The sequence below is a fragment of the Kosakonia sp. SMBL-WEM22 genome, assembly GCF_014490785.1.
GTDB lineage: Bacteria > Pseudomonadota > Gammaproteobacteria > Enterobacterales > Enterobacteriaceae > Kosakonia.
Map to the genome: position 1 here is coordinate 4,307,157 of NZ_CP051488.1, position 26,239 is coordinate 4,333,395.

General features: G+C 49.3%; 17 protein-coding genes, 1 tRNA gene and 7 pseudogenes. 7 read left to right on the plus strand and 18 right to left on the minus strand.

The genetic code is table 11. The features are described from left to right. Nucleotides 1-43: 43 nt before the first annotated feature. Together dnaG and rpoD are read left to right on the plus strand one after the other, a co-directional pair. Nucleotides 44-1,789, plus strand: coding sequence for a DNA primase (gene dnaG / locus HF650_RS20665; protein ID WP_187800178.1), 1,746 nt, complete (start codon nucleotides 44-46; stop codon nucleotides 1,787-1,789). Between the two features lie 156 nt (nucleotides 1,790-1,945). Beyond that, a complete protein-coding gene (rpoD, locus tag HF650_RS20670) occupies nucleotides 1,946-3,787 on the plus strand; it encodes an RNA polymerase sigma factor RpoD (RefSeq protein ID WP_187800179.1) in 1,842 nt (613 codons plus the stop codon). A gap of 54 nt (nucleotides 3,788-3,841) precedes the next feature. Here the strand turns inward: rpoD and mug are convergent, their stop codons facing one another. Further along, complete coding sequence (gene mug / locus HF650_RS20675) at nucleotides 3,842-4,348, minus strand: G/U mismatch-specific DNA glycosylase (RefSeq protein WP_124967227.1); 507 nt, start codon at nucleotides 4,346-4,348, stop codon at nucleotides 3,842-3,844. Nucleotides 4,349-4,474: 126 nt separating this feature from the next. Here mug and HF650_RS20680 point away from each other — a divergent pair. Further along, nucleotides 4,475-4,550, plus strand: a tRNA-Ile gene (locus HF650_RS20680). Between the two features lie 150 nt (nucleotides 4,551-4,700). On the opposite strand, the pseudogene HF650_RS20685 reads toward HF650_RS20680, so the two are convergent. The 4 pseudogenes from HF650_RS20685 to HF650_RS20700 all read right to left on the minus strand — a co-directional run. After that, nucleotides 4,701-5,415: pseudogene (locus HF650_RS20685) on the minus strand (contractile injection system protein, VgrG/Pvc8 family); the annotation flags it as partial. Continuing rightward, a pseudogene (locus HF650_RS25400) lies at nucleotides 5,412-5,592 on the minus strand (phage tail protein); the annotation flags it as partial. The pseudogenes HF650_RS20685 and HF650_RS25400, both read right to left, overlap by 4 nt. Beyond that, nucleotides 5,589-6,558: pseudogene (locus HF650_RS25405) on the minus strand (phage tail tape measure protein); the annotation flags it as partial. The pseudogenes HF650_RS25400 and HF650_RS25405, both read right to left, overlap by 4 nt. Then, nucleotides 6,545-7,555, minus strand: a pseudogene (locus HF650_RS20700) (phage tail sheath protein); the annotation flags it as partial. The pseudogenes HF650_RS20700 and HF650_RS25405, both read right to left, overlap by 14 nt. Before the next feature lie 199 nt (nucleotides 7,556-7,754). On the opposite strand from HF650_RS20700, the gene HF650_RS20705 reads away from it, so the two are divergent. Continuing rightward, a complete protein-coding gene (locus HF650_RS20705; protein WP_187800181.1) occupies nucleotides 7,755-8,081 on the plus strand; it encodes a hypothetical protein in 327 nt (108 codons plus the stop codon). A 162-nt stretch (nucleotides 8,082-8,243) separates the two neighbouring features. Here HF650_RS20705 and HF650_RS20710 read toward each other — a convergent pair whose 3' ends face one another. The 6 genes and pseudogenes from HF650_RS20710 to HF650_RS20735 all read right to left on the minus strand — a co-directional run. After that, nucleotides 8,244-8,879 carry a DUF4225 domain-containing protein gene (locus HF650_RS20710; protein WP_187800182.1) on the minus strand — a complete coding sequence of 212 codons (636 nt, stop codon included), beginning with the start codon at nucleotides 8,877-8,879 and terminating at the stop codon, nucleotides 8,244-8,246. A gap of 366 nt (nucleotides 8,880-9,245) precedes the next feature. After that, a complete protein-coding gene (locus tag HF650_RS25585) occupies nucleotides 9,246-9,422 on the minus strand; it encodes a recombinase family protein (RefSeq protein WP_187800183.1) in 177 nt (58 codons plus the stop codon). A gap of 183 nt (nucleotides 9,423-9,605) precedes the next feature. Continuing rightward, nucleotides 9,606-10,097, minus strand: a complete 492-nt coding sequence (locus HF650_RS20720) for a tail fiber assembly protein (RefSeq protein WP_187800184.1) — start codon at nucleotides 10,095-10,097, stop codon at nucleotides 9,606-9,608. 631 nt (nucleotides 10,098-10,728) lie between these two features. Beyond that, a pseudogene (locus tag HF650_RS25415) lies at nucleotides 10,729-11,499 on the minus strand (phage tail protein); the annotation flags it as partial. Then, nucleotides 11,496-11,600 (minus strand): annotated as a pseudogene (locus HF650_RS25475) (phage tail protein I); the annotation flags it as partial. The pseudogenes HF650_RS25415 and HF650_RS25475, both read right to left, overlap by 4 nt. After that, a pseudogene (locus HF650_RS20735) lies at nucleotides 11,601-11,907 on the minus strand (phage baseplate assembly protein V); the annotation flags it as partial. 92 nt (nucleotides 11,908-11,999) lie between these two features. Here HF650_RS20735 and HF650_RS20740 point away from each other — a divergent pair. Beyond that, a complete protein-coding gene (locus tag HF650_RS20740; protein WP_187800185.1) occupies nucleotides 12,000-12,695 on the plus strand; it encodes a hypothetical protein in 696 nt (231 codons plus the stop codon). A 110-nt stretch (nucleotides 12,696-12,805) separates the two neighbouring features. Here the strand turns inward: HF650_RS20740 and HF650_RS25420 are convergent, their stop codons facing one another. The 6 genes from HF650_RS25420 to HF650_RS20765 all read right to left on the minus strand — a co-directional run bounded on the left by HF650_RS25420 (nucleotide 12,806) and on the right by HF650_RS20765 (nucleotide 22,535). After that, nucleotides 12,806-13,279: an IS3 family transposase gene (locus HF650_RS25420; protein WP_223284225.1), complete on the minus strand. Its 474-nt coding sequence runs from the start codon at nucleotides 13,277-13,279 to the stop codon at nucleotides 12,806-12,808. A 90-nt stretch (nucleotides 13,280-13,369) separates the two neighbouring features. Continuing rightward, on the minus strand, nucleotides 13,370-13,543 hold the full coding sequence (locus HF650_RS25425) for a transposase (protein ID WP_223284226.1): 174 nt from the start codon (nucleotides 13,541-13,543) through the stop codon (nucleotides 13,370-13,372). A 277-nt stretch (nucleotides 13,544-13,820) separates the two neighbouring features. After that, nucleotides 13,821-14,066 (minus strand): hypothetical protein, encoded by a 246-nt coding sequence (locus tag HF650_RS20750; protein ID WP_187800186.1) that lies wholly within the window; start codon nucleotides 14,064-14,066, stop codon nucleotides 13,821-13,823. 58 nt (nucleotides 14,067-14,124) lie between these two features. Continuing rightward, complete coding sequence (locus HF650_RS20755; RefSeq protein WP_187800187.1) at nucleotides 14,125-14,349, minus strand: hypothetical protein; 225 nt, start codon at nucleotides 14,347-14,349, stop codon at nucleotides 14,125-14,127. A gap of 1,312 nt (nucleotides 14,350-15,661) precedes the next feature. After that, nucleotides 15,662-21,343, minus strand: coding sequence for a DUF4011 domain-containing anti-phage protein Hhe (gene hhe, locus HF650_RS20760; RefSeq protein WP_187800188.1), 5,682 nt, complete (start codon nucleotides 21,341-21,343; stop codon nucleotides 15,662-15,664). Between the two features lie 748 nt (nucleotides 21,344-22,091). After that, complete coding sequence (locus tag HF650_RS20765) at nucleotides 22,092-22,535, minus strand: macro domain-containing protein (RefSeq protein WP_187800189.1); 444 nt, start codon at nucleotides 22,533-22,535, stop codon at nucleotides 22,092-22,094. A gap of 911 nt (nucleotides 22,536-23,446) precedes the next feature. On the opposite strand from HF650_RS20765, the gene HF650_RS20770 reads away from it, so the two are divergent. Together HF650_RS20770 and HF650_RS20775 are read left to right on the plus strand one after the other, a co-directional pair. Next, nucleotides 23,447-23,995, plus strand: a complete 549-nt coding sequence (locus tag HF650_RS20770; RefSeq protein ID WP_223284227.1) for a DapH/DapD/GlmU-related protein — start codon at nucleotides 23,447-23,449, stop codon at nucleotides 23,993-23,995. Between the two features lie 265 nt (nucleotides 23,996-24,260). Beyond that, a complete protein-coding gene (locus tag HF650_RS20775) occupies nucleotides 24,261-25,430 on the plus strand; it encodes a DNA repair protein (RefSeq protein ID WP_187800191.1) in 1,170 nt (389 codons plus the stop codon). Between the two features lie 29 nt (nucleotides 25,431-25,459). Here the strand turns inward: HF650_RS20775 and HF650_RS20780 are convergent, their stop codons facing one another. Beyond that, the gene (locus HF650_RS20780) at nucleotides 25,460-26,230 is read right to left on the minus strand and encodes a siderophore-interacting protein (RefSeq protein WP_187800192.1); all 771 of its coding nucleotides are present in this window, start codon (nucleotides 26,228-26,230) and stop codon (nucleotides 25,460-25,462) included. Between the last annotated feature and the right edge of the window lie 9 nt (nucleotides 26,231-26,239).

A 26,239-nucleotide genomic window follows, 5' to 3' on the forward strand; every position in this document is an offset into this window, starting at 1 on the left:
CTGAAGAGCATAACGAAGATTATATAAGATCAAAACGGGGCCTATGGCTGGACGAATCCCACGTGTTTTTATTAATGACCTGCTGGCGCGTACCGACATCGTCGATCTTATCGATGCGCGGGTAAAGCTAAAAAAGCAGGGCAAGAATTACCACGCGTGCTGTCCATTCCATAACGAGAAAACCCCCTCTTTCACCGTTAACGGTGAAAAACAGTTTTACCACTGCTTTGGTTGTGGCGCGCACGGTAATGCCCTCGACTTTTTAATGAACTACGACAAGCTCGAGTTCGTCGAAAGCGTCGAAGAGTTGGCGGCGATGCACAACCTCGAAGTGCCGTTCGAAGCAGGAAGCGGACCGAGCCTGATAGAGCGCCATCAACGGCAGACACTCTATCAATTGATGGACGGGCTGAATGCTTTTTATCAGCAGTCGCTGACCCAATCCGCCGCAGAGCCTGCGCGTCAGTATCTCTCCAGGCGTGGTTTGAGCAGTGAAGTCATTACGCGATTCGCTATTGGTTACGCGCCGCCCGGTTGGGACAACGTATTAAAACGTTTCGGCAACAACAGCGAAAACCGCAAATCGCTGATCGATGCAGGCATGCTGGTCACAAACGATCAAGGACGCAGTTACGATCGCTTCCGCGAGCGGGTGATGTTTCCAATTCGCGACAAGCGCGGCCGGGTGATTGGTTTTGGTGGACGCGTGCTGGGCAACGATACGCCCAAATACCTGAACTCCCCGGAAACGGACATTTTTCACAAGGGTCGACAGCTGTATGGCCTTTATGAAGCGCAGCAGGATAAGGATGAACCGCAGCGGCTGTTAGTGGTCGAAGGTTACATGGACGTGGTGGCGCTGGCGCAATATGGCATTAACTATGCCGTTGCCTCGCTTGGTACCTCCACGACGGCGGATCATATCCAGTTGTTGTTTCGGGTGACCAAGAATGTCATCTGCTGTTACGACGGCGACCGCGCTGGTCGCGAAGCCGCATGGCGGGCGCTGGAAACCGCGCTGCCCTATATGAGCGACGGTCGGCAGCTGCGTTTTATGTTTCTGCCGGATGGCGAAGATCCGGATACGCTGGTGCGTAAAGAGGGCAAAGAGGCGTTCGAAGCGCGGATGGAGCAGGCTCAGCCTCTCTCCACGTTTCTGTTTAACAGCCTGTTGCCAAAAGCGGATTTGACCACGCCGGATGGAACAACGCAGCTTGCCGCGCTGGCGTTGCCGCTAATCAACCAGGTGCCGGGCGAGACGCTGCGCATTCAGTTACGCCAGATGCTGGGCAACAAGATTGGCATTTTCGACGATGCACAGCTCGATCGACTAATGCCAAAACAGGTAGAGAGCGTGGCGGCGCGCCCTGCCCCTCAGCTAAAACGCACCACCATGCGTATACTGATAGGGTTGTTGATCCAGAATCCGGAGCTTGCACCAAAAGTGCCTTCGCTGGCTGGTCTCGATCAATCCAGGCTGCCCGGACTTGGCTTATTTGCAGAACTGGTCAACACTTGTTTGTCTCAACCTGGTCTGACAACTGGGCAGTTATTGGAACATTATCGCGGCACGAATGAGGCCGCAACCCTTGAAAAACTGTCAATGTGGGACGATATAGCAGATAAGGACATCGCTGAAAAAACCTTTACCGACGCGCTCAATCATATGTTTGATTCGATGCTTGAACGGCGACAAGAAGAGTTGATAGCTCGCGATCGCACGCACGGTCTAAGCAGCGAAGAACGCCGGGAGCTCTGGCAGTTGAACCAGGAGCTGGCTAAAAAATAAATTCAACGGCTTAAGTGCCGATAATCGTTCGGGTTGATCCCGACAGCCGCGACGAGGGCCAGCGGCAAAAATATAAATACACCCTCGCGTAAAATGTTGGCGGTTTATTTCGCTAACCGACACCAACCTCATGAATTTAAGTGTGGATACCGTCTTATGGAGCAAAACCCGCAGTCACAGCTGAAGCTTCTTGTTACCCGTGGTAAGGAGCAAGGCTATCTGACCTATGCCGAGGTCAATGACCATCTGCCGGAAGATATCGTCGACTCCGATCAGATCGAAGACATCATCCAAATGATCAACGACATGGGCATCCAGGTGATGGAAGAAGCGCCGGATGCTGATGATCTGTTGCTGGCTGAAAACTCCAACAACACAGACGAAGATGCTGAAGAAGCCGCTGCACAGGTTCTGTCCAGCGTAGAGTCTGAAATCGGACGAACTACCGACCCGGTGCGCATGTACATGCGCGAAATGGGCACCGTTGAACTGCTGACCCGTGAAGGCGAAATTGACATCGCCAAACGTATTGAAGACGGGATCAACCAGGTTCAGTGCTCCGTTGCCGAGTATCCGGAAGCCATTACCTACCTGCTGGAGCAATACGACCGTGTTGAAGCAGAGCAGGCTCGTCTCTCCGATCTGATCACCGGTTTCGTCGATCCTAACGCCGAAGAAGATATGGCGCCAACGGCGACCCACGTCGGCTCTGAGCTCTCCAGCGAAGAGATGGACGATGATGAAGATGAAGAAGAAGACGACGATGACGACAGCGACGATGACAACAGCATCGATCCTGAGCTGGCGCGTGAGAAATTCGCTGAGCTGCGCACGCAATACGAGCTGACTCGCGATACGATCAAAGCAAAAGGACGCAGCCACGCTGCCGCACAGGAAGAGATCCTCAAGCTGTCTGAAGTCTTCAAACAGTTCCGTCTGGTGCCAAAACAGTTCGACTACCTGGTCAACAGCATGCGCGTGATGATGGATCGCGTACGTACCCAGGAACGCATCATCATGAAGCTGTGCGTTGAACAGTGCAAAATGCCGAAGAAAAACTTCATCACCCTCTTCACCGGCAATGAAACCAGCGAAACCTGGTTCAACGCCGCGCTGGCCATGAACAAACCGTGGTCTGAGAAGCTGAAAGATGTGACTGAAGAAGTGCAACGCGGCCTGATGAAGCTGCAGCAGATTGAAGAAGAGACCGGCCTGACGATTGAGCAGGTTAAAGATATCAACCGTCGTATGTCTATCGGCGAAGCGAAAGCGCGTCGTGCGAAGAAAGAGATGGTAGAAGCAAACTTGCGTCTGGTTATCTCTATCGCCAAGAAATATACCAACCGCGGTCTGCAGTTCCTCGATCTGATTCAGGAAGGGAACATCGGCCTGATGAAAGCGGTTGATAAGTTCGAGTATCGCCGTGGTTATAAGTTCTCCACCTACGCAACCTGGTGGATCCGTCAGGCGATCACCCGCTCTATCGCGGATCAGGCGCGTACGATCCGTATTCCGGTGCATATGATTGAGACGATCAACAAGCTCAACCGTATCTCTCGCCAGATGCTGCAGGAGATGGGCCGCGAGCCGACACCGGAAGAGCTGGCTGAGCGTATGCTGATGCCGGAAGATAAGATCCGCAAAGTACTGAAAATTGCTAAAGAGCCAATCTCCATGGAAACGCCGATTGGCGATGATGAAGATTCGCATCTGGGTGATTTTATCGAGGATACCACCCTCGAGCTGCCGCTGGACTCGGCGACCACCGAGAGCCTGCGCGCTGCCACGCACGATGTGCTGGCTGGCCTTACCGCCCGTGAAGCGAAGGTGCTGCGTATGCGTTTCGGTATCGACATGAATACCGACCATACGCTGGAAGAGGTGGGTAAACAGTTCGACGTTACCCGCGAACGTATCCGTCAGATCGAAGCGAAGGCGCTGCGCAAACTGCGCCACCCGAGCCGCTCTGAAGTGCTGCGTAGCTTCCTCGACGATTAATCGTCACGCCAGGCAAAAAAGCTCCCGAACGGGAGCTTTTTTTTTGCCTGTTATTTACAATCCGCGCGATGCCAGCGCCTCATCCAGCTCGCGGTAGGCTTCAACCAGTTTCTCCAGCGAAGCGCGGTTCAGACCGCTGGGATTTGGCAGCACCCATATTTGCGTCACACCGATGGTCATCTCCTGCTTGCCCCACTTTGCACCGCGTACACTAAAGGCCTGCTCAAAAGCCTGTTTGCCAAGTACCGCCAGCGCGGCAGGCTGATACTCCTCTATTTTATGCACCAGCTCCCTGCCGCCGCTACGCAGTTCATGTAGCCCCACTTCAGTCGCCTGCACGGTCGGACGCTGAACCAGCATGGTGATGCCGCAGCGCGTATCCAGCAGATGGTGCTCATCTTCAGGGCGCAACTGTTGGTCGGTAAAACCGGCCTGGTGAATCACTTTCCAGAAGCGATTCCCTGGATGCGCAAAATGAAAACCCGTGTGTGCTGAGGACTTCCCCGGATTAATGCCACAAAACACGACGCGCAGTCCCGGCGCCAGAATATCGTGGATCATACTTAACTCCCGATTAGAAACGATCAACTTAAGTATAAGAGATTGAAAATGCGCTGTTTATAAAAACATCAGCCGGGCGATTCCTGCTGGATTGCGAGGATAAGTTACTCTATAATTCACCGCCACGGCCCCTTAGCTCAGTGGTTAGAGCAGGCGACTCATAATCGCTTGGTCGTTGGTTCAAACCCAACAGGGGCCACCAAATTTTAGTTTTAGATTCAGTCAGTTAGGCCACCCTCAGCGGTGGCTTTTTTGTTATCTAAAATACAATTGGCGGCAAAATGGCAGCAGTAATTTTATAAAAAAACCTGCCAGAGGCAGGTTAGTATGCTAATTGCTGCTGCGTTGCCGTTTTTTTCTTCGGCTCTCGCGTTTGCAACCAGCTGGCAATCACGCCCGTGTAAGCTCCCCGGTCTGCCAGGCTAAAGCGGTGGTTATCCCCGACGGGTAACAGTAATAACCGGCAGCACCTTGCCGCTGGCCGTTTTACCCTGCCCCTGGCGGATAAAAAGCAACCTGCCGTTTTTTACCGAGGCAATTACTCCATACTGCCGGGCCAGCTTTATTAAAAAAATGGTGTCGCTTTCGTTGGTCTGGTCCAGATGATCCAGCGGCTTATCAATTAAATCTTTGCCCAGCGCCATTTGCAGCTTATGCCTGGCCGCAATTTCCTTCATCACTTCACCGACCGTTGTCTGGTGCCATGACTTTTCCCGGCGGGTATTCAGGGTTTCACGAAAATCCGCACTACGGGCGCGAATGGTCAGCCTGTCAGGTGAGCCGCTGTGCTCTATCTCATCAACGGTAAACTGCTCCTTCGGAAACAGCGACTGCCCTTTCCAGCTCAGGGCCAGCGTAATAACGGCTCCCCGGCGCGGCAGAACGATCTGCCCATCGGCATCATCGAGTTCCAGATCAAGCTGGTCTGCCTCGAAGCCACGGTTATCTGTCATCGTCAGGCCCATCAGGCGCTTATCCACTGTTTCCGTTACGTTTTTACCTTCGATAACAATGCTTAAAGCCGGGGTTGTGCTGGCACGACTATAGCTGGATTCACCGTTATTCACTGTAGCAATCCTCCGACCGTACTTTTAATCTTGCCGATGGCATCCGTTGCGGTGTCGTAGATTCGTGAGCTGATCGCTCAGGTTGCCAAATGTCTCGGTCAGCGACTCATCCACCCGTTTCAACGCCAGTAAAAACTCAATCCGCCGGGGCGTTCCGCTGGCAAAGAACTCTGTTTCCAGACAACCAGCGCTACACCCGCAAGCGCGGCGATAATTAACCCCATCGGGCTGAGCAGGAATCCTAACACGCTACCAATGCCGATAAGGGCGAAGCGGAGTAATGCGAAAGGTGACATGACCCGCCATTTCAGCACACCGCCAGCACCCCGGACCGAGGAAACCAGCGGCGCGAAAGTAGCGCCTGCAAATCCTTTAATTGACGTACCGAGCTGGCGAATCGCCTGGCGTGGATTGTAGAAGTAAGAGACCAGCACCTCGCCGGTTTTCTGCGCCTGCTCTTTAATTTTATCCAGCGCGCCGTCACGGAAAGCATCAAGATTACCGCTCTCTTCTCCACTATTCTCGCCACCGCTCAACGCCTGGCGGATACGCTTAATCCAGTTAACGGCTTCGCCTGCCTCTCCGCCCGTAAACACGTTAAACAGTTTCTTGAAACCCTCTCCCGATAAGAGAAGGCCTAGAGCAAGTGAACCAAAGACACCGCCCAGTTTGCTAAAGAGAGGTGAGAGTTGACTCAGCCCTTTGATTGACAGCATTCGCCGAGTTGCTCAATGTTACGGGTCGGAATTTTATAAAGCTGCGCAATCTTCCCCAGGCTTTCTGAAAGCTCATCCGCTGGCAGTTCGAATGCTGTTGAGGCTTTTGCCGCTGTCGATGCAAAGGCCAGCAGATCATGCTCCTGGTCCTCCCAACTATCATTAGGGTTTGCCACATTCATACGTGCGCCGCCTTCAACCAGCGCGGCAAAATCCACCGCACCGTTTTGCATCGGCAGCGTTTCACTGGCAGCTTTGATGGCGTCCTGCATTTCATAAAATTTCGCGGTGCGGTTGCCCTTATCATCACGCAGCCCGTTAACCTGCTTCGCCACACCTTTCATGGCATCTTCCATGCCATGCCCGCATAGCTTTTCATCGCCGCCACTATCGGCGCGCCCATTGCCAGCCCGGTCGCCGCCGATGAGATAGCCTTCGTTCACCATCTTGCGGAGTTTGGCGCGGATGCCTTCGATAATGTCGCGGGCCAGAGACGGGTTAAGCGGTTTATCCACCGCCCACATATGCGCCTCGGCAATGGTGTCTGCCAGTACCTGCGCGGTGCGGGTGTAGTTTTCAAACGCAAACAACGGATCATCACTCAGGCAGCGGGAACCCCAGAAGCGATAACCATCTTTGCGGATAAGCGTGGTGACGTCGTTCTGGTTCAATAGCACGGCGTCTGTTGCCGGGTCCTGCAGATCCCAGAACACATCGGCAGAAATACCGGTGACGCCATTCACGCCCACGTTAGACAGGGTTTTGTGCCAGCCGGTTTGCTCGTCGATTTTGGCGCGCAGACCGAGCGCACGGGCAGTTGCGTAAGCGGCGGTATCTGCATTCATCACGGTGTCAAAGCTGATGAAATCAGGCCAGATCAGCATCCCCTCGCGCTGGCTGAAATTGGCACGATACGCGATCGCTTCTTCTACCGTTTTGCAGCCATAAGCGGACAGATAAGCGAAGGCGCGTAAGCTTTGCGCCACGCTCAGCAACTCGGTAGCAACGGCCTGGGTATCATGCCCCGGCACGCCGAGAATGCGTGGCTTAATGCCGAGCTGCGACTGCGCCGAAAGCAGCGCTTTCATACCTGTTTTTTTACCGTCAGCGGTCACGCCGCCGATGATATTCGAGGTGGTTTCCGCGTCGGTTTCGCCCTGCGCCACGCGCACAACGACGGTAACGGGTTTGGCCTGGTCAGCAATGGCATCCAGCGAGCGGGCCAGCGTACCGGACTCGCCCGCTTTTCCGCTGGCGGTCAGCACATCGGTCAGCAGCACCGGCTTATTAAGAGGGAACACGGACGCATCGGCATCATCGCCGGTACAGACAATACCTACGATGGCAGTGCTCACCGTGGTAATGGAGCGGGTGCCTTCATTGACTTCAACAACGCGCACACCGTGGTGGTAATCCTGAGCCATAAGGCAATCTCTCCGGGTTAGAGGGGCTTGCTTATGTTCTGGTTGTTATGCGCGCGGCGCACGCGGCGGGCTTTGTCTGACCAATGACACAATGGAGCGACTCGTGGTTTCAGTGATCGGTGAAACTGTTTTTAAGCTTCGATAGCTGTTATTGTTTTATATAATTCAGGCAGGAATATTCACAGTTCAGGAGTGGAGAGTGATAGACGCGCAGCAGGAAACGAAACTTCGGTCATACGGATTTACTGATAAAAACATCGAGGCATTGCGTGCAGTACTTGAGGATCCAAAGCGTAAGGATCGCACTCTACATTCACTTTTAATTGAGCTAAAAAGACGTTTCTATGCGTCTTGGATCATTGTCATTGGTTTACTGCTTTTTACCACCTATGCCACTATTTCAAGAGATTATGGTAATGGCCTGATTTATTTCGCAATAATTATCGTTTTATGTCTTTTTATACTGGGGATGGCACCGCTGTCTATTTCATGGAAAGCAGTGAAATATTTACGCAAGGAGGGATAACCCTCCTTTCGGCTATCGGGCAAATTCTTTTTCATCGGTATTATACGTTTTGCCCATCGTATAAAGTTTATGCCTGGATTTACCCACCTCAAGAGCCAGCGCCGGACTGGTCATAGTTGAAATTTTGCGATAAAAGTCTGTGGGCAACCAGTCATACAGACGTCAGCTTTCCGGTTTGAGTATGGGGCGGAATATACCGTATACAGACGTTACCAGGTTCACACCCTGATATGCCAGCATGCCTGTTTTACGCTCAAATCCCAGAAACTCCGCAGCGCCCATATATGCATCCTGAGCAGGATTTCTTGGGTTTGCCACCCCCCTTAGCTTATCAACATTTTCCACTATGTTGCTGGCTCCATGAAAGATGAGCGTTGCTCCAGCAATGACCCCAAGGACGTTGCCAGTGCCTGCGGAACTAACCGCCATAGTTGCACCGCCAACAACCTGTATTGCACCAACGACGATCCCTACCACGCCAATGACATAGCCGACAATTTTACCATTCTCTTCATAAAGTTTTACTGCAGCAGTCAGATAAGCTTCGCCAGTGCGTAGCATCCTGTCCTGGATCTGTAGATTATTGCGTTCAGTCTTCAAATTGTTGATGCATTCTTTGCATACCTCATCATCCTTTGCCTGCTTAATACCGTTAAGCTGGTTACTGATAAAACCTTTGATTTCATCAAGAAACCGGATGCGGGTAAGACCATCTTTAAAAGGAGCACCGGCAACTTGCGAGGCGACGTTCCACAGTGATTGTGCATCTATCTGCGCCATAGCCAGATAGTAATTCATAAACCTGTTCTGGTTCAGATATATATCCATTTCGTCTTATCCATTCTGATTTAATACCGACACAACGTTGGAACAACTTAATTATAAAAAGTTGCTTTGTGAACCTCTGAGTCAGCCTGAACATATGTTTAATCGTTGTGCTTAGCCAAAACTTAGCGGTCAGGTATAAGCCTGGTATTCAATTTACAACGAAGCCGGAAATTTTTTTGTATAACGTCGAAACCTTACGTCAAAAGCTCACGCATCTCTCTGTCATTTTTCTACGGACCGGCCCTCGTCCATTGTTCTGGCGTAAGTTTTGAGAAGCGCCCACCTATGCGCCACTGTTCACATATGCAGCAAGCCTGCCGCGGTTACGTTCCATAATCAGCAAGTGTTCCATTCTGCCAGCGCGCCCATGACAGGAAAGAAAAAGCGTTCCATTGAGATACTGGCATCGATACTATCTTTAAAACAGAGAAAATTCACGTCACGCTGGCGGAATTTTTGAATCAGGATCACAAGGTGACGCATTATGGCTGCGTTGGGCAGAGATAGCTTCACGAGGTTTTCCCTGGAGGCATTATTATTTGCCAATTAAGCCTGTTACGATGACTGAAGCTGGTCCAGACTTCCACGGTATTACCTGCGAGATGGAATTGCTAGACGAAAACGGATTTCGCTGCGGAAAAAACTGAATGAATAATGCTCACCGCTACTGAAAGCGATGAGCCGGTATTGAATGAATTAAAAAGAGAGAGGCTTCACAGGCCATGTAATATCGGGTGCCGTACTGGTGTCCACTGCGCTTACTTTATCAATGTAATCCAGTACGGCATTTAACTTCGTGGTTTCATCAGAAGACAATTTACACCCGGCCTGTAGTTTGAGTTGCAACAGGCTGATTGTCTGCATTGCAGTATTAATAAGGTTCTCTTTCTCAGCCTCCGTTATCTTAACGAGATCCTCTGCCCGCTGTTGTGCTGCTTGTTCAGTAAGAGTCCATTCGTTATTTATTGTATCCCAACAATGATACTTATCAGAACAGGGCTTCGAGAGTAAAAGCTGCACCCCGTCCTGATAAATTCGGCATCCGTTATTTATCGCTTCATAAAAATAGACGGCCTGCTCAGTAGTTATTTCGATAACATCATTCGGCCATGAATCGGTCGCGTCATAACTGCTTTTAAATGCATCGTCATAAAATCCGCATTTCGCAATGGAATAATATTTTGCCATTTTAATAACCTATTCCGATCCAATGAGCGTTGCGCGAAGAAGTGACCTGAACGCCGTTAGAAACATTCGTTACATTGCAGGTAAATGATGATACCGAAAGCGCTGACACCCCTATAAACGCTGCATTTAAAGGAGCCGCTGCGTTAGTAACATCAGGAGTACATATTACTGCCAGCAAACCATTGGGAAGAGTTATTAGCAGGGCGATAGTGCCTGATGAAAAATTATTAACATTCCCCCAAAGGACTATCACATTTTTTATCCCTCCATTTATCAACAGAGGAATAGATAAATATCCGTTACCACTTATTATCCCGGAACAAATACCCGCCTGAGCAATTTCTCCCAACCCCAGATAGTGAAGAAGCCCGGAAACATCTTTCCCGGAGAGTTCCGTAAGGGTGGAATTTAAGGGTTGCTTCCCTGCCAGGGCATTTGTCACTGTCGTGGCAAAGCTCGGATCATTGCCCAGCGCGGCGGCCAGTTCATTCAGCGTATCAAGTGCCGCCGGGGATGAATTTACCAACCCGGCGATAGCTGCTCTGACAAATGCCGTAGTCGCAATCTGCGTATTATTAGCCGACTGCGCAGCTGTGGGTGCCGTCGGCGTTCCGGTGAGCGCCGGGCTTGCCAGCGGCGCTTTCTGCGCCAGCGCATTACTCACGGTAGTGCCAAAATTCGGATCATTATTGAGCGCGGCTGCAATCTCTTTAAGCGTATCCAACGTACCGGGCGCGCCGCCAATCAGTGCAACCAGCGCCGCCTGCACAAACGCAGTCGTAGCAAGTTGCGTGGTGTTATTACCTGCATTGGGCGTCGGCGCTTTTGGCGTGCCGGTGAAGGCCGGGCTTTCTTTCGGTGCATATTGCGAATGCGGATCGGTTGCAGCCAGATGCTTTGCCATCTGGTCATCAACATACACTTTCAGCTCCAGCGTTTTATCATCAACATATTTTCGCGTTGCCAGCACCACGGCCGGGTCAATTTTTAACGTCACGTTCTCGGTACTGCTGGTAATCAGCACCATACGCACCGTCTGCGTACGGCCGCTTCCCTCTGCCAGCCGCGGCTTATAACTTTCCGGACAGTTACCGACGGCAATTAGCGCCCCGGTAACGTCGAACAGCCCTACTTCGCGAATCCACCAACCGCCCTCGGTTTCCGGGATCACTTGCTCAGCCATAATCTGACTGCTGTTCTGCGGGTCGATATACAGCATATTGAGATCGGCCTAGCGTCTCTCGGCAATCAGCTTTGTCTGCTGCGCGTCAGGCGTCGGCAGCACACCTCCACCATCTCCCACCGCCATTTGGGTAATTTTCAGCGGGACGCCCAACGCGGTAGCGCTCGCAAGTTTCGCCGCGCCGACCTCCGTCAGCAGGGTATAAAATTTTGCGCTCATGGATTCAGTCTCATTGTGTCAATAACATGGGTCGCCGCACCGTCGTGTACAGTCCCGCCGGAAGTGTTGATTTCATTGATGTAGGGGTAAATCGTGATTTGGTATTCTGTCACGCAGCCGTTCACGGAATCCGACGGCGGCGCGTATTGGTTGCAGTAAATGGCAGGCAATGCAAAAGCGGTTTTCAGATTGCCGCCCATGCTCAGCACCACCACCTGCTCATCCGGTGACGGGCACCACCAATGTGCGGGCGCTACCGGCGCGCAGCGTCAGCCAGTTAATCCAGTTGGTTTCAAGCTTGCCTACCCTCACCCGGCATAGCCAGTTTTTCCGATCCACTTCGGTCACTGTGCCGGTGCGAATCAGATTGGTGATTAGGCGCATAATTTCGGTAAGTTGTGCGTTCATAGGCAAAGCATGCCCGTTGTTTAATAGACGGCAAACAGAACTTCATTGTATGTTCAACGGAACAATTACGTTGATATCAATAAGGACAGGTCATGTTAATAACACAGTTAAACGCATTTCTTGCTACGGCGATTGGCGGTTTTATTTTTACTTTACTGGCGGGTATAATTAAACATCTGTACTCATGGCTTAATAGTGTAAAAAAAGGTGAGGAATTTTTAGTTGAAGAATTAGATCTTAATCCTGCCCTAATAAGATTAAGCGTATCAAACAATAAAAGGAATACAAAAATATACTCACCCTTAGAAAAAACAATATTCTTTGGGCTTGGCACCTTACTAATTGCAATTGCTATTGGTATAGTCTGGCTTTCATTCTCTATTTTCACTAATGATAATTTATATCAAGTGAAGGAAGATTACGCTAAAACACATGACACCTTTATTATAAGGTCAGGACTAGCTAAAAATACAGGTAACAATAAAGAATGGGAAATAACTTTAGAAACCTGTAATCACCCTGACCTCCTCGATAAAGTAAATAGTATAAAAGGCGAAACAAAAGAATATATCTGCCAAATACTTTCCGATGAAAATAAAGACGGGGCGCTACCACTCCGCTTAACAAAAATTATATGGGCAAACATCGCTTTTGCAACTGTATTACTTTTATCCGGTTTATGGATGTTGTTTTTTGGCTCTGGAGCACTTATAGATGTTTATATCAATAAAAAAATCGCACAATTTAACAAAAAAGAAATTGAAAAAAGTTATCAATATCTGACTTAACTTAATTGCATATTATTTAGATAACCATTGTAATAGCGTATCAATAGTAATTTTTTCAGTATTACTATTGATACCTGGACCGACCCCATGCCCGTAGACAAACTCTGTCCTCACGATGAGGCCTGTTCGAAGGCCTCCGGACTGACGCCGCCGAGATGACTGTGGCGCTGGGCCCGGTTGTAGAACACTTCAATGTAATCGAAGATATCCGCCCGGGCCAGATCCCGGGTTTTATATATGCGCTTTCTGATCCGCTCTTTTTTCAGCGAACTGAAGAACGATTCGGCCACCGCATTACCCCGGCAGTTGCCACGCCTGCTCATGCTCGGCGCCAGGTTATTGGCCCGGCAGAAGCGCTGCCAGTCGTCACTGCCGTACTGGCTGCCCTGATCGCTATGTACGATAACCTCGCCGTCCGGTTTTCGACGCACACGGCCATCATCAGAGCGTCCAGCGCGAGTTCGCGAGAGAGAGTGGGCTTCATCGACCAGCCAGCAACGCACAACACCCGACACATCGTCATGGCACCCCATACAGTGCGGTGTTGATTGATAAAGCGGTACTTCAGTCGGGCTCCCTTGCAAAGTACCGCGCGGCCTTTTTCAGAATGTCCCGTTCTTCCTCAGTGCGCTTCAGTGGGCCCTGAGCTTCAGGATCCCGCTTTTTGCTTCCAGTTAATCACGGGCATGCTGCTCGCTGTTATCGGGTTTGATAGCCCACAACCGCTTATAGAGACTGTGTGCTGAAACGCCCAGCCGGTCAGAAACTTCGACGACGGAATAACCGCGTTCCGTTATCTGACGGACGGCTTCTCCCTTAAATTGAGGTGTAAATCGCGGTGTGCCCATACGCTCCTCCTGTGCTCACACTATAGGGCAGGATCGTCTACCGGGGCGGGGTCAGTCCAAATCGCTTGGTCGTTGGTTCAAACCCAACAGGGTCCACCAAATTTTGGCTTTTAAATCATATAATTAAGCCACTCGATAGAGTGGCTTTTTTGTTCACTAAACACCGAGTGTCGCAAAAGTGTCGCACGAAGTTTTGAGGACTCCATTACAAAGCAAAAGGGGTTACGTCTAAACGCAACCCCTTTGGTGAATGTATCGTGACGATATATTGCTGCTTTTACGCTTCGCCTTTCAGCACGTCCATTAACCACGCGATTAAATAGGCCAGGATAAAGAACCCGATAAATCCAGCTAGCTTATACCAGCCATCCAAAACAAACAGACTACCGAAAGCAGCAAAGGAACAAATGCAGGTCGATATTCCTTCAACCCAACTGGCAGACTGCAATCCGATGAATTTGCAAAATTTAGGGAGGGAGGATTTTGCAGATTTCGTTTTTAGTTCTTTGCAATCGAGGGGCATAAGGCTCCATTTTTGGCAAACAATAGCACTCAGATTTTAGGTCGATTATAAAAAAGCCTTATGCATCGCTTCCCTTAAGCTTATCTGAGAGATAGATAATCAGGCATATCAACGCAAAACAACCTAAAAAGCCACCTATCTTATGTAACCACCCATCAAAGATAAAAAGGCAAGTAAAAGCCGCGATAGATAAGATCCCTCTAACAAAAGCATCAAACATATCTACTGCATGTATCCATATTTTCTTCGAAACGCTATTTTTCGAGGATTTTGCAGATTTCATTCTGTATCCCTTTGCACTGTATTGGATAACCGGGATTATACATAAGTTAGGCTCAAGCAAGTTATCCACAAGAAAGTAAACCATCTACAGATTCACAGGAAGAGACTTGTGCTGGCTCTGGGGCAAAAGTAGTGACGACAGACCAGATGCAGCGCTTCGCATGCTGCTTCCAATACCGGTAATACCGGTGCATTGAGCTAATGGGCTCTTACCAGTACAGGCTCCGATCGGTACTCGAAAATATTCTTCCCTATGCAGAGTAATGCGCCGCATGCATACAAAGGGTTCGAAAGCAGCGGGCACCTTTGATAAATATCGCTCAACTGCGGGAGCGGGATAAATAACGGTAGATTTTTTTGGCCATGAAAATGGTAAGTACCCCAAGCAAAACAGATGTCAAACCAAGAAAAATCAGTATCGAGAGGAGATGACTAAAGAGCCCGCCCAGGCTCGTAAAGTCACTCAGTCGCGCAAGCTGCTCAGGGGTCAATACACGTATCACTATTTCCGGGATTATTAGAAAAAAAATAATTACTACTAAAATATATATTGTTATCCTGCTGCTTTTCTTCATTAACTTCCTTGCCTCTATTGATAGTGCTGATAAATTATTTATCGGTAAAGATTACAGTATGGCGGATTAGATCGACCTACGTCTTCACAAAAATAGCGTTGCGTCAAAAAGAGTATAACCTTTACGCTTAGAAAATCCTTTTAAGTTATATGCAAACAGCATGCAACCATTTAAAGTGCCAGGCCTGACGCGGATCGCATAATCAATCATGATTGATGTTTGATACCGTACGATCACTATCGGCACGCTGGCCGCGAGGGAATAGATAAAGATCGAAGTCATAAATGATAAGAGATTTGCTTATGCCGAGAAAAGCAGTAAACTTGCTCAGCTTTTAACCCTTGTGAAGTTGATGATCGGCAGCGGTAACTTTCAGTCATCACATATCAGAATGGTCAACGCGTTTTCATCAAAGTACATTAATGCCGCTATAGTTATTTCGAGGCGGAATTAATGAATAGCAATTAGCGATGCGTTGCCTGAGGTTTTTAAAAGATGAAAAAAATTCTCTTGTTTCTATGGGGTGCGCACTCTCACTTAGTGCCCATTGCTCTTATATTGGCAGGTGCATTTTTGTTTATTCGATTTATCCCTGACTACTCCGGAGTGCTTACATTTGTATGGTTTATCATCGTTTCATTTTTCTATCTCAAATATAACCGGTGGTACTGAATGCTAAGGGGTCACGTAAAACGTAACCCCTGATATCAATTAACTGATAAGTATTAAAAATTCTGCTTAAGCGAACTCATCCCCATCAATAATCGCCAATACCCTATCCAGATAGGTTTTACTCATCTTGCTTTCTGTGGCCTCACGCAGATACTTCGGAATGCGCTCCACAAATTCAGAGCGGGAAAGCGGTTGATGCTCGACCAATGCTTCAATCATTGCAGGACGCAGCAACTTGCTCTCATCGGCAATATAGGGGCACTCTACGTCTATGACCTCGCGGGCGAATCGTTCAAGGCGTAACCTGAGTGGCTCATTATGATCGCTAAAATCTGCAATGTTATTACTTGCCGTTTGCCCTGCAAAAACGAGCTGTGCGATAGCTTGCTCCTCAGAGTACTCCTCTTCCGCAACCGTAGTTTTTAACCGGTTTAACTCGCGAATGATAGGCTCCAGAATCTCATCAGGATTGCTGAACCAATCTGTGGACCAGATACGCCGGATCCTCCACCCTAACCCCTCCAGCACATCCTGACGCAGGCGATCCCTGTCACGAGCTGATTTAGCCGAGTGATACGTCGCACCATCACACTCAATTCCCATTAAATAGCGCCCCTGCTTACCGGGATCGCGCACCGCGATATCAATAAAGAACCCGGCGACACCCACCTGGGGTTCACAGCGGAAACCGGCATTTTCCAGCGCTGTAATCACAGAGACTTCGAAATCACTGTCCGGCGCTTTACCCGTGTGGTGTGCAAGACCGTCCATATTGCCTTTTTCAGCAAAGTGCAGAAAGCCGCGTAGCGCCTGCACTCCGCGCTTAGATGTCTCTGTTACCTGGATATCCTCCGAGCGCATGGAGCTGAATACATGCATCCGTTTTTTTGAGCGTGTGAACAGTACGTTCAGGCGACGCCAGCCAACATCAGAGTTGATCGGACCAAAGCGTTGGTACACTTTGCCATCGGCCTCGCCCGGCCCATAAGTGAAGGAGATAAAGATAACATCGCGCTCATCACCCTGAACGTTCTCAAGGTTCTTAACAAACAGCGCATCGCTCTTCATTCTTAAGCGATCAATCGCGGCCTCAGCTTGCGTATCTTCACGGCATATTTCATCAATTGACCGCTCAATCTGTTCACGCTGCTTTGAGTTCATTGCCACGATGCCTAAGGATTCGTCAGGCGAATTGGTCGCATGTAAAGCCACAGCCTTCGCAATAACGCGCGCCTCTTCAATATTGTGCTGGTTAATGAAGCGGCCATTTTTAACGAAGCTAAATTTAACGCCATACTCAGGAGCATGGGCATTCGGCGAAGGGAACACCACTAAATCGCTGTTATAAAAATGGCGATTGGAGTAGGCGATCAGGCTTTCATGCTGAGAACGGTAGTGCCATCTCAAACGGCGCATCTTAAACAGAGGTAATGAGGCATCAAGGATGCTGTCCGTTTGGCTGACAGCAGCCGTGTCATCATCGTCATCATCGATACCCGCGCGGTCAAAGAAGCTCGTTGGCGGCAGCTGTTTCGGGTCACCCACCACGATGATTTGCTTACCGCGCGCGATAACGCCCAACGCATCTTCCGGCTTAACCTGTGAGGCTTCGTCCATTACTACAAGATCAAATTCGATATCGCCAGGCTGAAGATAATTAGCTGCCGACATTGGTCCCATCATAAAGCAGGGCTTTAATTGAAGCAGCGCACGACCGGCGCGGTTAATCAGTTGGCGAATCGGAATATGACGCATCTTCTTACCCGTCTCATTCAGGATAAGCGCCATTTCGGTATAGTCGGCTTTCCGTCCTCCAGATGCCCCCTGAGGAACGGGATTGCTCGCAATCACTGCCGCGATGCGCTCACGCTGCAAGCGCTGTAGCGCACGGTCATAGTCACGAAATGTTTTTTGCATCGCGCTACGGCTATTACCTGATACCCGAAGGAGATGCGGACGTTCAGTGGCGATTTCACGGGCGAGCTGATCGAAAATAGCCACTTCCAGACCAGTATCGATATCCTCAATAGTCAGCGTATGGCTCATGATTGCGTCACGAATACGCTGCAGCCCGCTATTTTCAATATCCAGAGAGATTCGAATAAAGTTAAGCCAGCCATTAAGCCAGCGTGGCTTAGCAATCGCCTCTTCGTTACAGGCGATTAAAGCAGAGAGGCGATTTTCACACCGTTGATGCCACTGCTCGCTATTAAGCTGCGTCTCCTGCGCAAAGTTCCTCTGATGCTCGGTTTGCAACTGCCATTTCTGCTGAAGAGCGCGAAGATAGTGCTGCAGATCGCGGTACTCATCTGCGCCGGGTAACCGTTGGATGGCTGCAACCAAATCAGCATCATGGACGTTTTCACCCATCTGTTCTGCAAAAGTAAGGGTGTTGCTCATGATCTTAAGAGAGTGCGCATTATCTTTATCTGCGCCAAATGTGAGGGGAGCCGCCGCTGCAAAAATATTGCAAGGTAACCGATCGTCGCCTAAACGAGCCTGTCTGTTATGTATCTGCTGCAACACGGCGATCTTTTCATTTACCGTATTCAGCGCAAGCTGCTCAGTGCTGAACCATTGCTGAATGGGCGTCAGTGCATCGGTCAGTTTCTCTATAAGTGGCAGTAAGATACTCTTCTCGCCGGCAAGGATTTGTTCATCTTCAGGGGCGAAGTGTGCTGAGGCAAAAGTCTGCTCGTAACTTTTTAACTTATCAAGATGTTGAGTAATTTGCGCATCAACACCCTGCTGCTTGAGTTGTTGTATCCCCTTGAGAATCTGGCTATCAAGCGTCAATAGCGCGCCACCAATGGCAACATTAGCACCGAAGCCAATTCCCCAGACGCTGCGTACTTCGCCGTACCACTCACGAATCTGTCTTAGCTGGCTCGGATCGGTCTCCAGCCCTCGATAGAGCTCGCCAAAGATCTGCTCAAAATTGCACGCCTCAAACTCATCGCGTTCCTGCACATACTGGCGGAGGATCGGCAGTTCGTCATACAGCATTTTCCATTTTGCATTAGGTTCGCTGGATAAGCCGATCAGCGTGTTTTTCGCCTCTCTCCATGAGCCGCTTAACCAGCTAAACAGGCCCGAGTTGTGCAGGATGTTTTCGATCGTTTTTAACTGTTCACTGTCTGCCACTTTATTGAGCGTAAAACGCGTCTTGAGTTGGTCGCGCAGTGCATGCAGCGAGGCCAGCCGCTGGCTGAGATCTTTAATGTGTGGCTCAATTCCCTCATCATCAAATCTGTCATCTCTGTATCTCACCAACTCAATTGGCAATGTGGAGGCGACATGAATGAAGGTGGCTATCTGCTGCAGACCCGCAGGTGTCATTGAGAATCTATCAGCAACAGCAGAAGGCAATGATTCCAGTAATGGGGAGAGATGCTCTTTGTCAGAAGCAAAAGCAGTATGCAACTGCGTTAAACCACGAATCAGGAGAACCACATCCGCAAGCGTTGTTACACCATCCAGACCAAAGATTTTGGTGATATCCGGGAAGTCGGGAACTGGATTACCCTCTTCGAGAAGACGCAATTTTTCAGGCATTAAATCGCCAGCCACCTGATGGTAATCCGCCTGAACGGCATTGAAATCATGCAGCCAGCTTTTCAGACGCTCAATTTTGTTGCTATCAAGCCGGGTATAAGCCTGGAAATCGGCTTCTGCAGGAAGTTCCGGGAGTTGGTCGCTCAGAGCCACTAGCTGCGTTTGCCAGCTCAATTCGTCATGATGCGCAGCGGTAATCGAATATGTGGTGAGAAAACCTGCAAGTGTCTGCTGCCATGCTATTAGCGCCTCATTCCACTCTTTAAGCAGCGAAACAACGCGTTCACTGTCGAAAAGCTGGATATCAGTATTATTAACGCCATACCAGGGGTGTTCCCACAGTTCCGCCTGCTGGCCGACCTGCTGGCGAAACTCCACGACAACGTCTTTAAACTCTTTGATCTGGTCACGCAGTCTAAGCTGCGCCACGCGATCCAATTTTTGCCCCGACAGGTTTTCTATATGGAGTAGTGTGGGATCGATGCCCAGCTCGCGTCGATACCGCGTCGCGCCGGTCAAAATTTGGTGAATTGTCAGCCCGGTAAGCTTCCAGGTCTCATTAATTTCCTGAGCATAGCTGTTTAACTGGTTCTTCAACTCTTCATAGCGTGAGATCTCGGCATCGATTTGCGCCGGCATTTTCTGCAATGTCGGATTATGCAAACGTTTCTGGATGTCCTCTAACACCTTACGCTTATGTGATTTATGGCTGTGCAGCTCAAGACAAAAATCACCCAGCCCTGCTTTATCGAGCCGGTGTTTAACGACCTCTAACGCCGCAAGTTTTTCCGCAACGAAAAGCACTTTCTTGCCATTAAGCATCGCTGCGGCAATCAGGTTAGTAATGGTTTGTGATTTGCCCGTGCCTGGAGGCCCTTCGATAACCATATTTTCGCCATTAACCGCATCAATTAATGCGCTATGCTGCGAGCTATCGGCATCAAAAATAAGCGGAAATTGCTGATGAATGTTATCAAAAGTATCGATGTGATATTCGCTGGATAAGCTTTCTGAGCTGGCATGATCCCCCGTCTGGGAAGTAAAAAGACGTTTGATCACTTCGTGATTCAGTAAGTTTTTATCACCCTGCGGCCAGCGCTCTGGGTCCAGATCGAGATACATCAGCATTTTGCTGAAGTTTAATAAGCTCAACGCCCCATAGCGACGCACTTTCCAACGCGGCTTATTCGTTTCGGTAATAGCCTGAATGTGCTGAAAATAGGTTTCCGGTAACGTCTCCTCATCCAACCCTGGCAATGCAAAACCAAAATCAGCCTGCAATTTCTCCTGCAACGACAGGTTAGGGATAATATCTTCCCCGGTATAACGCAGGTGATAGCGGTAAAGCCCCGCTTGTGGATCGAGTTTACCTTTCTCAAGCGTTACAGGAACGGTAAAGAGCGGAGCAAGCCGGGGCTTATCTGAATCATCACTTTCATACCATTCAAGAAAGCCAAGGGAGAGATAGAGAATCCCCGCGCCGGTCTCTTCAATCGCCACCTGCGCCTTACCGTGGATAGAGCGCAGTACAGCTTCCAAATCGGCCGGGTAATAAAGCGTCTGTATATCAATATTCGGCTCAGGCTCCTGCACGACTGGCTTACGCAACGGCTTGCCCGCTTTCGCATCGAGCTCAAACTCAGCAATATCTTTGTAGCCAAGGCGGATAAGTAGCGAATCCAGACGTTCAGCAGGAAGGCCAGATTTAGCCTGCGTATTTCTGATGCCAGCCAAAGAGCCGCCGTTTTCCTTTAGATGGAGAAGAATGAGATTGCGCGCCTTAACAACCAGCTCATGATCCTCCAGGGAAAGAGTATCTTGAGCACCGCGGAGTAAATCATAGTCTGTATTGAGCCCCAGCTTACCCGCCCACGTTCTCGCATCAGGCAGCGGTTTTGTGACCTTTTCTTCGGCTGAAGGTACATTTTTATCCAGATAGCCAAATTGCTGTAACTGCGCTTTGGTTGGATCCGGAACAGGAGCGAACTGCATGACCTGTTCTGATTTGAGGGTTTGAAAAAGCTGATCTGGCAGTGCGTTGATGATACGCAGCGAAGAGTGTTTTTGATTAATTGGAAAATTCAGTAACCTGTTTCGCGAGGTCAAATCCAACAATTTTCGCCGCATTTCCTCAAGCGACTTGAGAATATATTCTTTGGATTCATCATCGAGTGAAGAAGAGTATTCCGCCATATTAAACCCTGTAAATCATCAGCAAAAGGATTACCAGCACTTACCAAAAAGTCTGGTTTCAACACCTGACAGGAATAAAAGCTGTGCCGCTTGCGATCGTTCTGTATGTAGCGACAAGTAGTGTTATTACTGACGATGCTAAATTCAATCAGAGACCTTACCGCACAAAGGCTTATTTCAAGCAGAAAGCCCACCCGGTAAGCGTCGGGATAGCAAAATCATACCTTGGGCGACGCTGAACACAAGAAAATCCTTAAGAATAGAGACTTAACAAAAAACACAATCTTCAGATTTAACTTAATCGCACAAAACATATAACAAAACTGTTTGAGCGGTTCATAGATATTAACGAGAGAAGCCCCCTGTGCAAAAATCAACCACCATTACACTTCTCTTCAGCTTTGAAAGGGATATGGCTGATGCGAAAAATCGCAATGGCATTCATTTCAAATCATATGCAACTCGATCATGTCTGTGATAATTAAGCGTGATGTGAATAACGGGTCACGACCAAACCAACGTTAAGCCTAAAGATCTTCAAGAAATATATTCTCTTTTATGCGCCCCACAAGAGTGTCGTTGCTCAGGCGAGCACAGAGCCAAGCGGAAGTAAATGTGGGGATTCGGGCTATATAGATGGTTTCGCCCGGCGTGATGTCACTCACCGGGCAAATAAACTGATATGGAATATTGCAAAATTAATAATTTTAGAGAGAAATTAAAAAAGTGAGTATTTACTCAATACGTCTCACGCCGGTGGTGCAAAAATCACAATATCAACAGATTCAAGTTCGCCAAGCGTTTTAGTCATCATCGGTTCAACAACCTTCCAGTCTAACCCGCCAAGGCCACATCCAAGAGGCGGTATTGAGATGGAGTTAATACCGCGGCTGATAATCTCTTCTTTAAGCTGCACTAAGCCGCGCGCGATAAAATCATATTGCGACTTCTGCCGCCAATGATCCTTGGTGGGAAAGTTGACGATCAGCTTATTGTTCTCCTCTACGATGAGAATAGATCCAATTTTGAACGTTCCATTCTTGCAGGCTTCCCGGTAGATCTTATAGTTTTCAGGAAAAGCCTCCTTAAACTGGAGGGCGAGGCCTTTTCCCATTACGCCATGACAATTAACGGCATTGACCAGCGCAACCGAGTGAGAATGAAGAAGATCGCCGCGTTCATATCGAATCATAGAAATTACTCATTGTTGCAGTGGACCTAAGACATTACTTAAACCTGCCGCGCTCCGCAACCCGCATCTATTTATTACGCTTTGGATTATCGGGAAAAGACCTTGCGTTAGTCGACAACGCACCAATGTATAGTTCTGTACACTATCACCAGATTGCTCTTTTTAATTTTTTTCAAATAGTTACCACCTGGAATAACCGTTTTGCACGGGAAGATTGCGATGACATCTTATACAGAACTCAAAGCGTGAGGAGATTACTATTGGCCTGCGCACCGACAGCGATAAAACAGACTGGCAATAATGGTGATATCGGCTGCAACTCGTCGATTCTGGGTGGGAAAATCACCATTGGCGACAATGTGACCATCCGTGCACATCCGCCAGGTGCTTCACAGCATTCCAGGCGACACGATGTATAAAAATAAGATCACGCCGGTGTACACCCTAAACCACTGCAGTAGGAAAGATGTGGTAAAAGGGTTATCAGGGTAACGCGCCGCTCTCTACCCTCCATTTTGCGTACTTTTCTGCCAGTCAAAAATTCAATGTCATGTTAATCTCGGCTAGAGCAGAAGTTTTATACGTGATGAGCCATTTTTACCTGCAAAACGTCTGGAACCTGCGAGATAAACAGATCTTAAACAACATATGGCTTCCGTAACACTTTGTCACATTACCATTGACATCCAGAATAGTCTGGGTAAAATTCCCGATAAATTAATAGTCACTTCCTCGATACGTTATTTTAAGTTATTTATTAATATTGATAAGACAATCATTGAATTAAAAGAGCGCTCTAAAATATAAGATTGTAATACTCACAACCATTAGTTTATAAAAAAATAATAACTAAAATGTCTCAATAAACCTACGAATCTATTTAATATTTCGTTATGAACAACCAGGTAAATATGGATTTTCTGAAAGAGTGTTTGCGAGTTGAAGTCATTGGCGGGAAAGATAAAAAATTTTCATGGGGAAGAGCCTTCCGACATGCCTGGCGTCAGCCGAAGCGTCGTTTTCTTTTCTGGTGGAGAATAGCCTCCTATCTACATAATAAAAAAGGAAAAAGGTGCAAAAAGCTCGCACATTACCTTAATCGTAGATTAATGAAAAAATATAACACTGAAATTGGACTTGGAGCCAAAATTCAACCTGGGCTTTTTATCGCCCATTATAATGGAATTGTGGTTTCGCTATATTGCGATATCGGCAAAAACTTTCTGATCCGGCAAAACACCACCATCGGCATTAAAACACCGGGCAGGAAAGATGATGACTACAGAATTAAGATTGGCAACGATGTCGTTGTTGGTGCCAATTGCTGTATTATTTCTGATGATATCAGTATCGGAGATAACGTAAAAATTGGTGCAATGACCTTTGTTAATAAGGATATTCCTGATAACAATATCTACTACACCAAGAAAGAGACAGTTCAGGTGCTGAGGGAGGCGTAAGTCTCCTTCCCCCCAACATAGATCAGCCTCAGTCAGACAGGCTTGTAGTCGCTTTTCAGGGCCATTACCTAACCTTTTAAGGGCATTTTTGCCCACATCTCGCCGAATTACGCCGCCATAAGCGCAATTTTCATAGAAAGACTAACGCATTGAAATGTGCCCATGTAATATGAGGCCGGGCTATTGCGACTTTCGCCTTCGTGGTCCAGATTTGATGAATAATTACTCCCCTTAACAGACTCATTAAGCGCTTTGACGAAACGCCATGAACAAACCCATAAAACGGCTTGAAATCATCAAATACGCCATTGAACTGGAGGATGACAGCATCATCCTCAGCCAGCTTCCTTTGCTGAAAACGGAAGTGACCGACCCGGAGTTAGCGTTTATTGTTCACGCGCTCGAAGAGAAAAACTACAGCGATGCGATGCGCGCCATTACAGCGTGGCTCCAGAGCCAGCGCTCGGTCGTCAGCTGGCAAGATCCGCAGGTCGCCGCCAGCAAACTGGAACTCAAAGCGCTGGAGGAGCAGCTCCGCGAGCTTATCGATAAGCGTAATGCGCGCATTCAGCAGCTGGATGAATTTAACGATCTCTACTTAACCCGTCTTGGGCCGCTGATGTCGCAGATCCTGCGCCTGCGTAAAATGCTGGCTGAAGCCGCGGTGCGTCGCCAGGAAGCGGAAGCACGTCGCCGTGAGGCGGATTATCTGCGCTGCCAGAAATATCTCTCCCAGGCGGTGAACGTGCTGGTGACGCTCACGCAGCGCTGGCAGAGTATGCCGCCACACTCAATGCAGGCGGCAGAAGCGCGTAAACATCTTCAGCAGCAAAGCGAGCTGATCGCCTCCCTGCTGGCAGAAGCGCAGGAGCTGGAGCGCGGCCTGACCCGTGAAGAGGAGCCGACGCGCCAGGCGCGCGATGAAGCGCGTCAGGAGTATGAAAGCTATCAGGAGCAGCAGCACGATGCGGAAAAACGGTTCAGCTTCGAGCAGAAGATGTCGGAAGAGGAGCGTCATGAGCTGAAGCGCCTCTGGCGGCAGGCGAGTAAACTCTGTCATCCCGACCTGGTTGACAGCGAGATGAAAAACGATGCTAACAGCATGATGGTGCAGCTCAACCAGGCCCGTCAGCGCGGCGATCTGAGCGCGATTCGCTCCATGCTCAGTCGTTTGCAGAAAGGGCTGGAGCCGCTAATGGCCAGTGACAGGCTGAATGACGTGCAGCGTTTACGTCAGCGTATTGTGGAAGTGAAGCAGCACATCGCTACTTTACTTGAAGAGCTAATGACCCTTGAGAAAGAGGAGACCTGGCAACTGGTCTCTTCCCTTGGCGATCGGGAGACCTACTTCCGCCAGCAGGAGAAAGCACTGGCGGAGATCCGGGAATCCCTTGAGCAGCAGGTTAGCGAAGCCGAATACGACGAAGTGGCCTGATATACGCCCGGCGCTCTGCCGGGCCGCAGCTACTTTTTATGCCAGTAAGCCTGCGCGCGAACGCACTGCTGATCGATGGTGTCCGTTTCAAACTGCGCCTTCAGCGCTTTCACCACCTCCCCCTCCCCGGTCAGCCAGATAAAATAGTCCTCATCCGGCACCGTTAGCGTTGCCAGCTTTTCTGCCACTCTCTGCGGCTGATGCCCAATCACATACTCAATATCAAAACCCTCCAGGTGTGCGAGGTAGTCCTGATAAGCGGCATTGTCGATGGTCACCAGCGCCTTCACCTGCGGGCACCGCGCGAGCTGGCTTATCGCTTCCAGACGGCGACGCAGTGCCGGCATACCTGACTCATCGCACACATAGAGCTGCCAGACATAATCTTCCGGTACTACCAGCGAACCGCGCGGCCCGCCGATGGTCAATTGATCGCCGGCCTGCGCGTGAAGCGCCCACGTGCTCGCCACACCGCCATCGTGAATATAAAAATCGAGAGTCAGTTCATGGCGGCTGGCGTCATAGAGCGGCGTATAGTCGCGCGACTGTGGACGCGGCCCATCGCCCCAGTCTATGCCCTCATCCGTTACCACTGGCGGAACAAAAGGCGTGCCCGCTTGCGGGAAGAAAACTTTGGTATGGTCGTCGAAACCGCGTGAACTAAAGCCATCGAGCTGCTCGCCGCCAAGTACAACGCGTTGAAAGCCCTCGCTTGCCCGCTCAATGCGCAAAACGGTTAACTGGCGAAAACGCAGCTCATTGCGTACGCGCTGCGGATAGCGTGAAGGAGTTGTGGTCATAATCGGCCC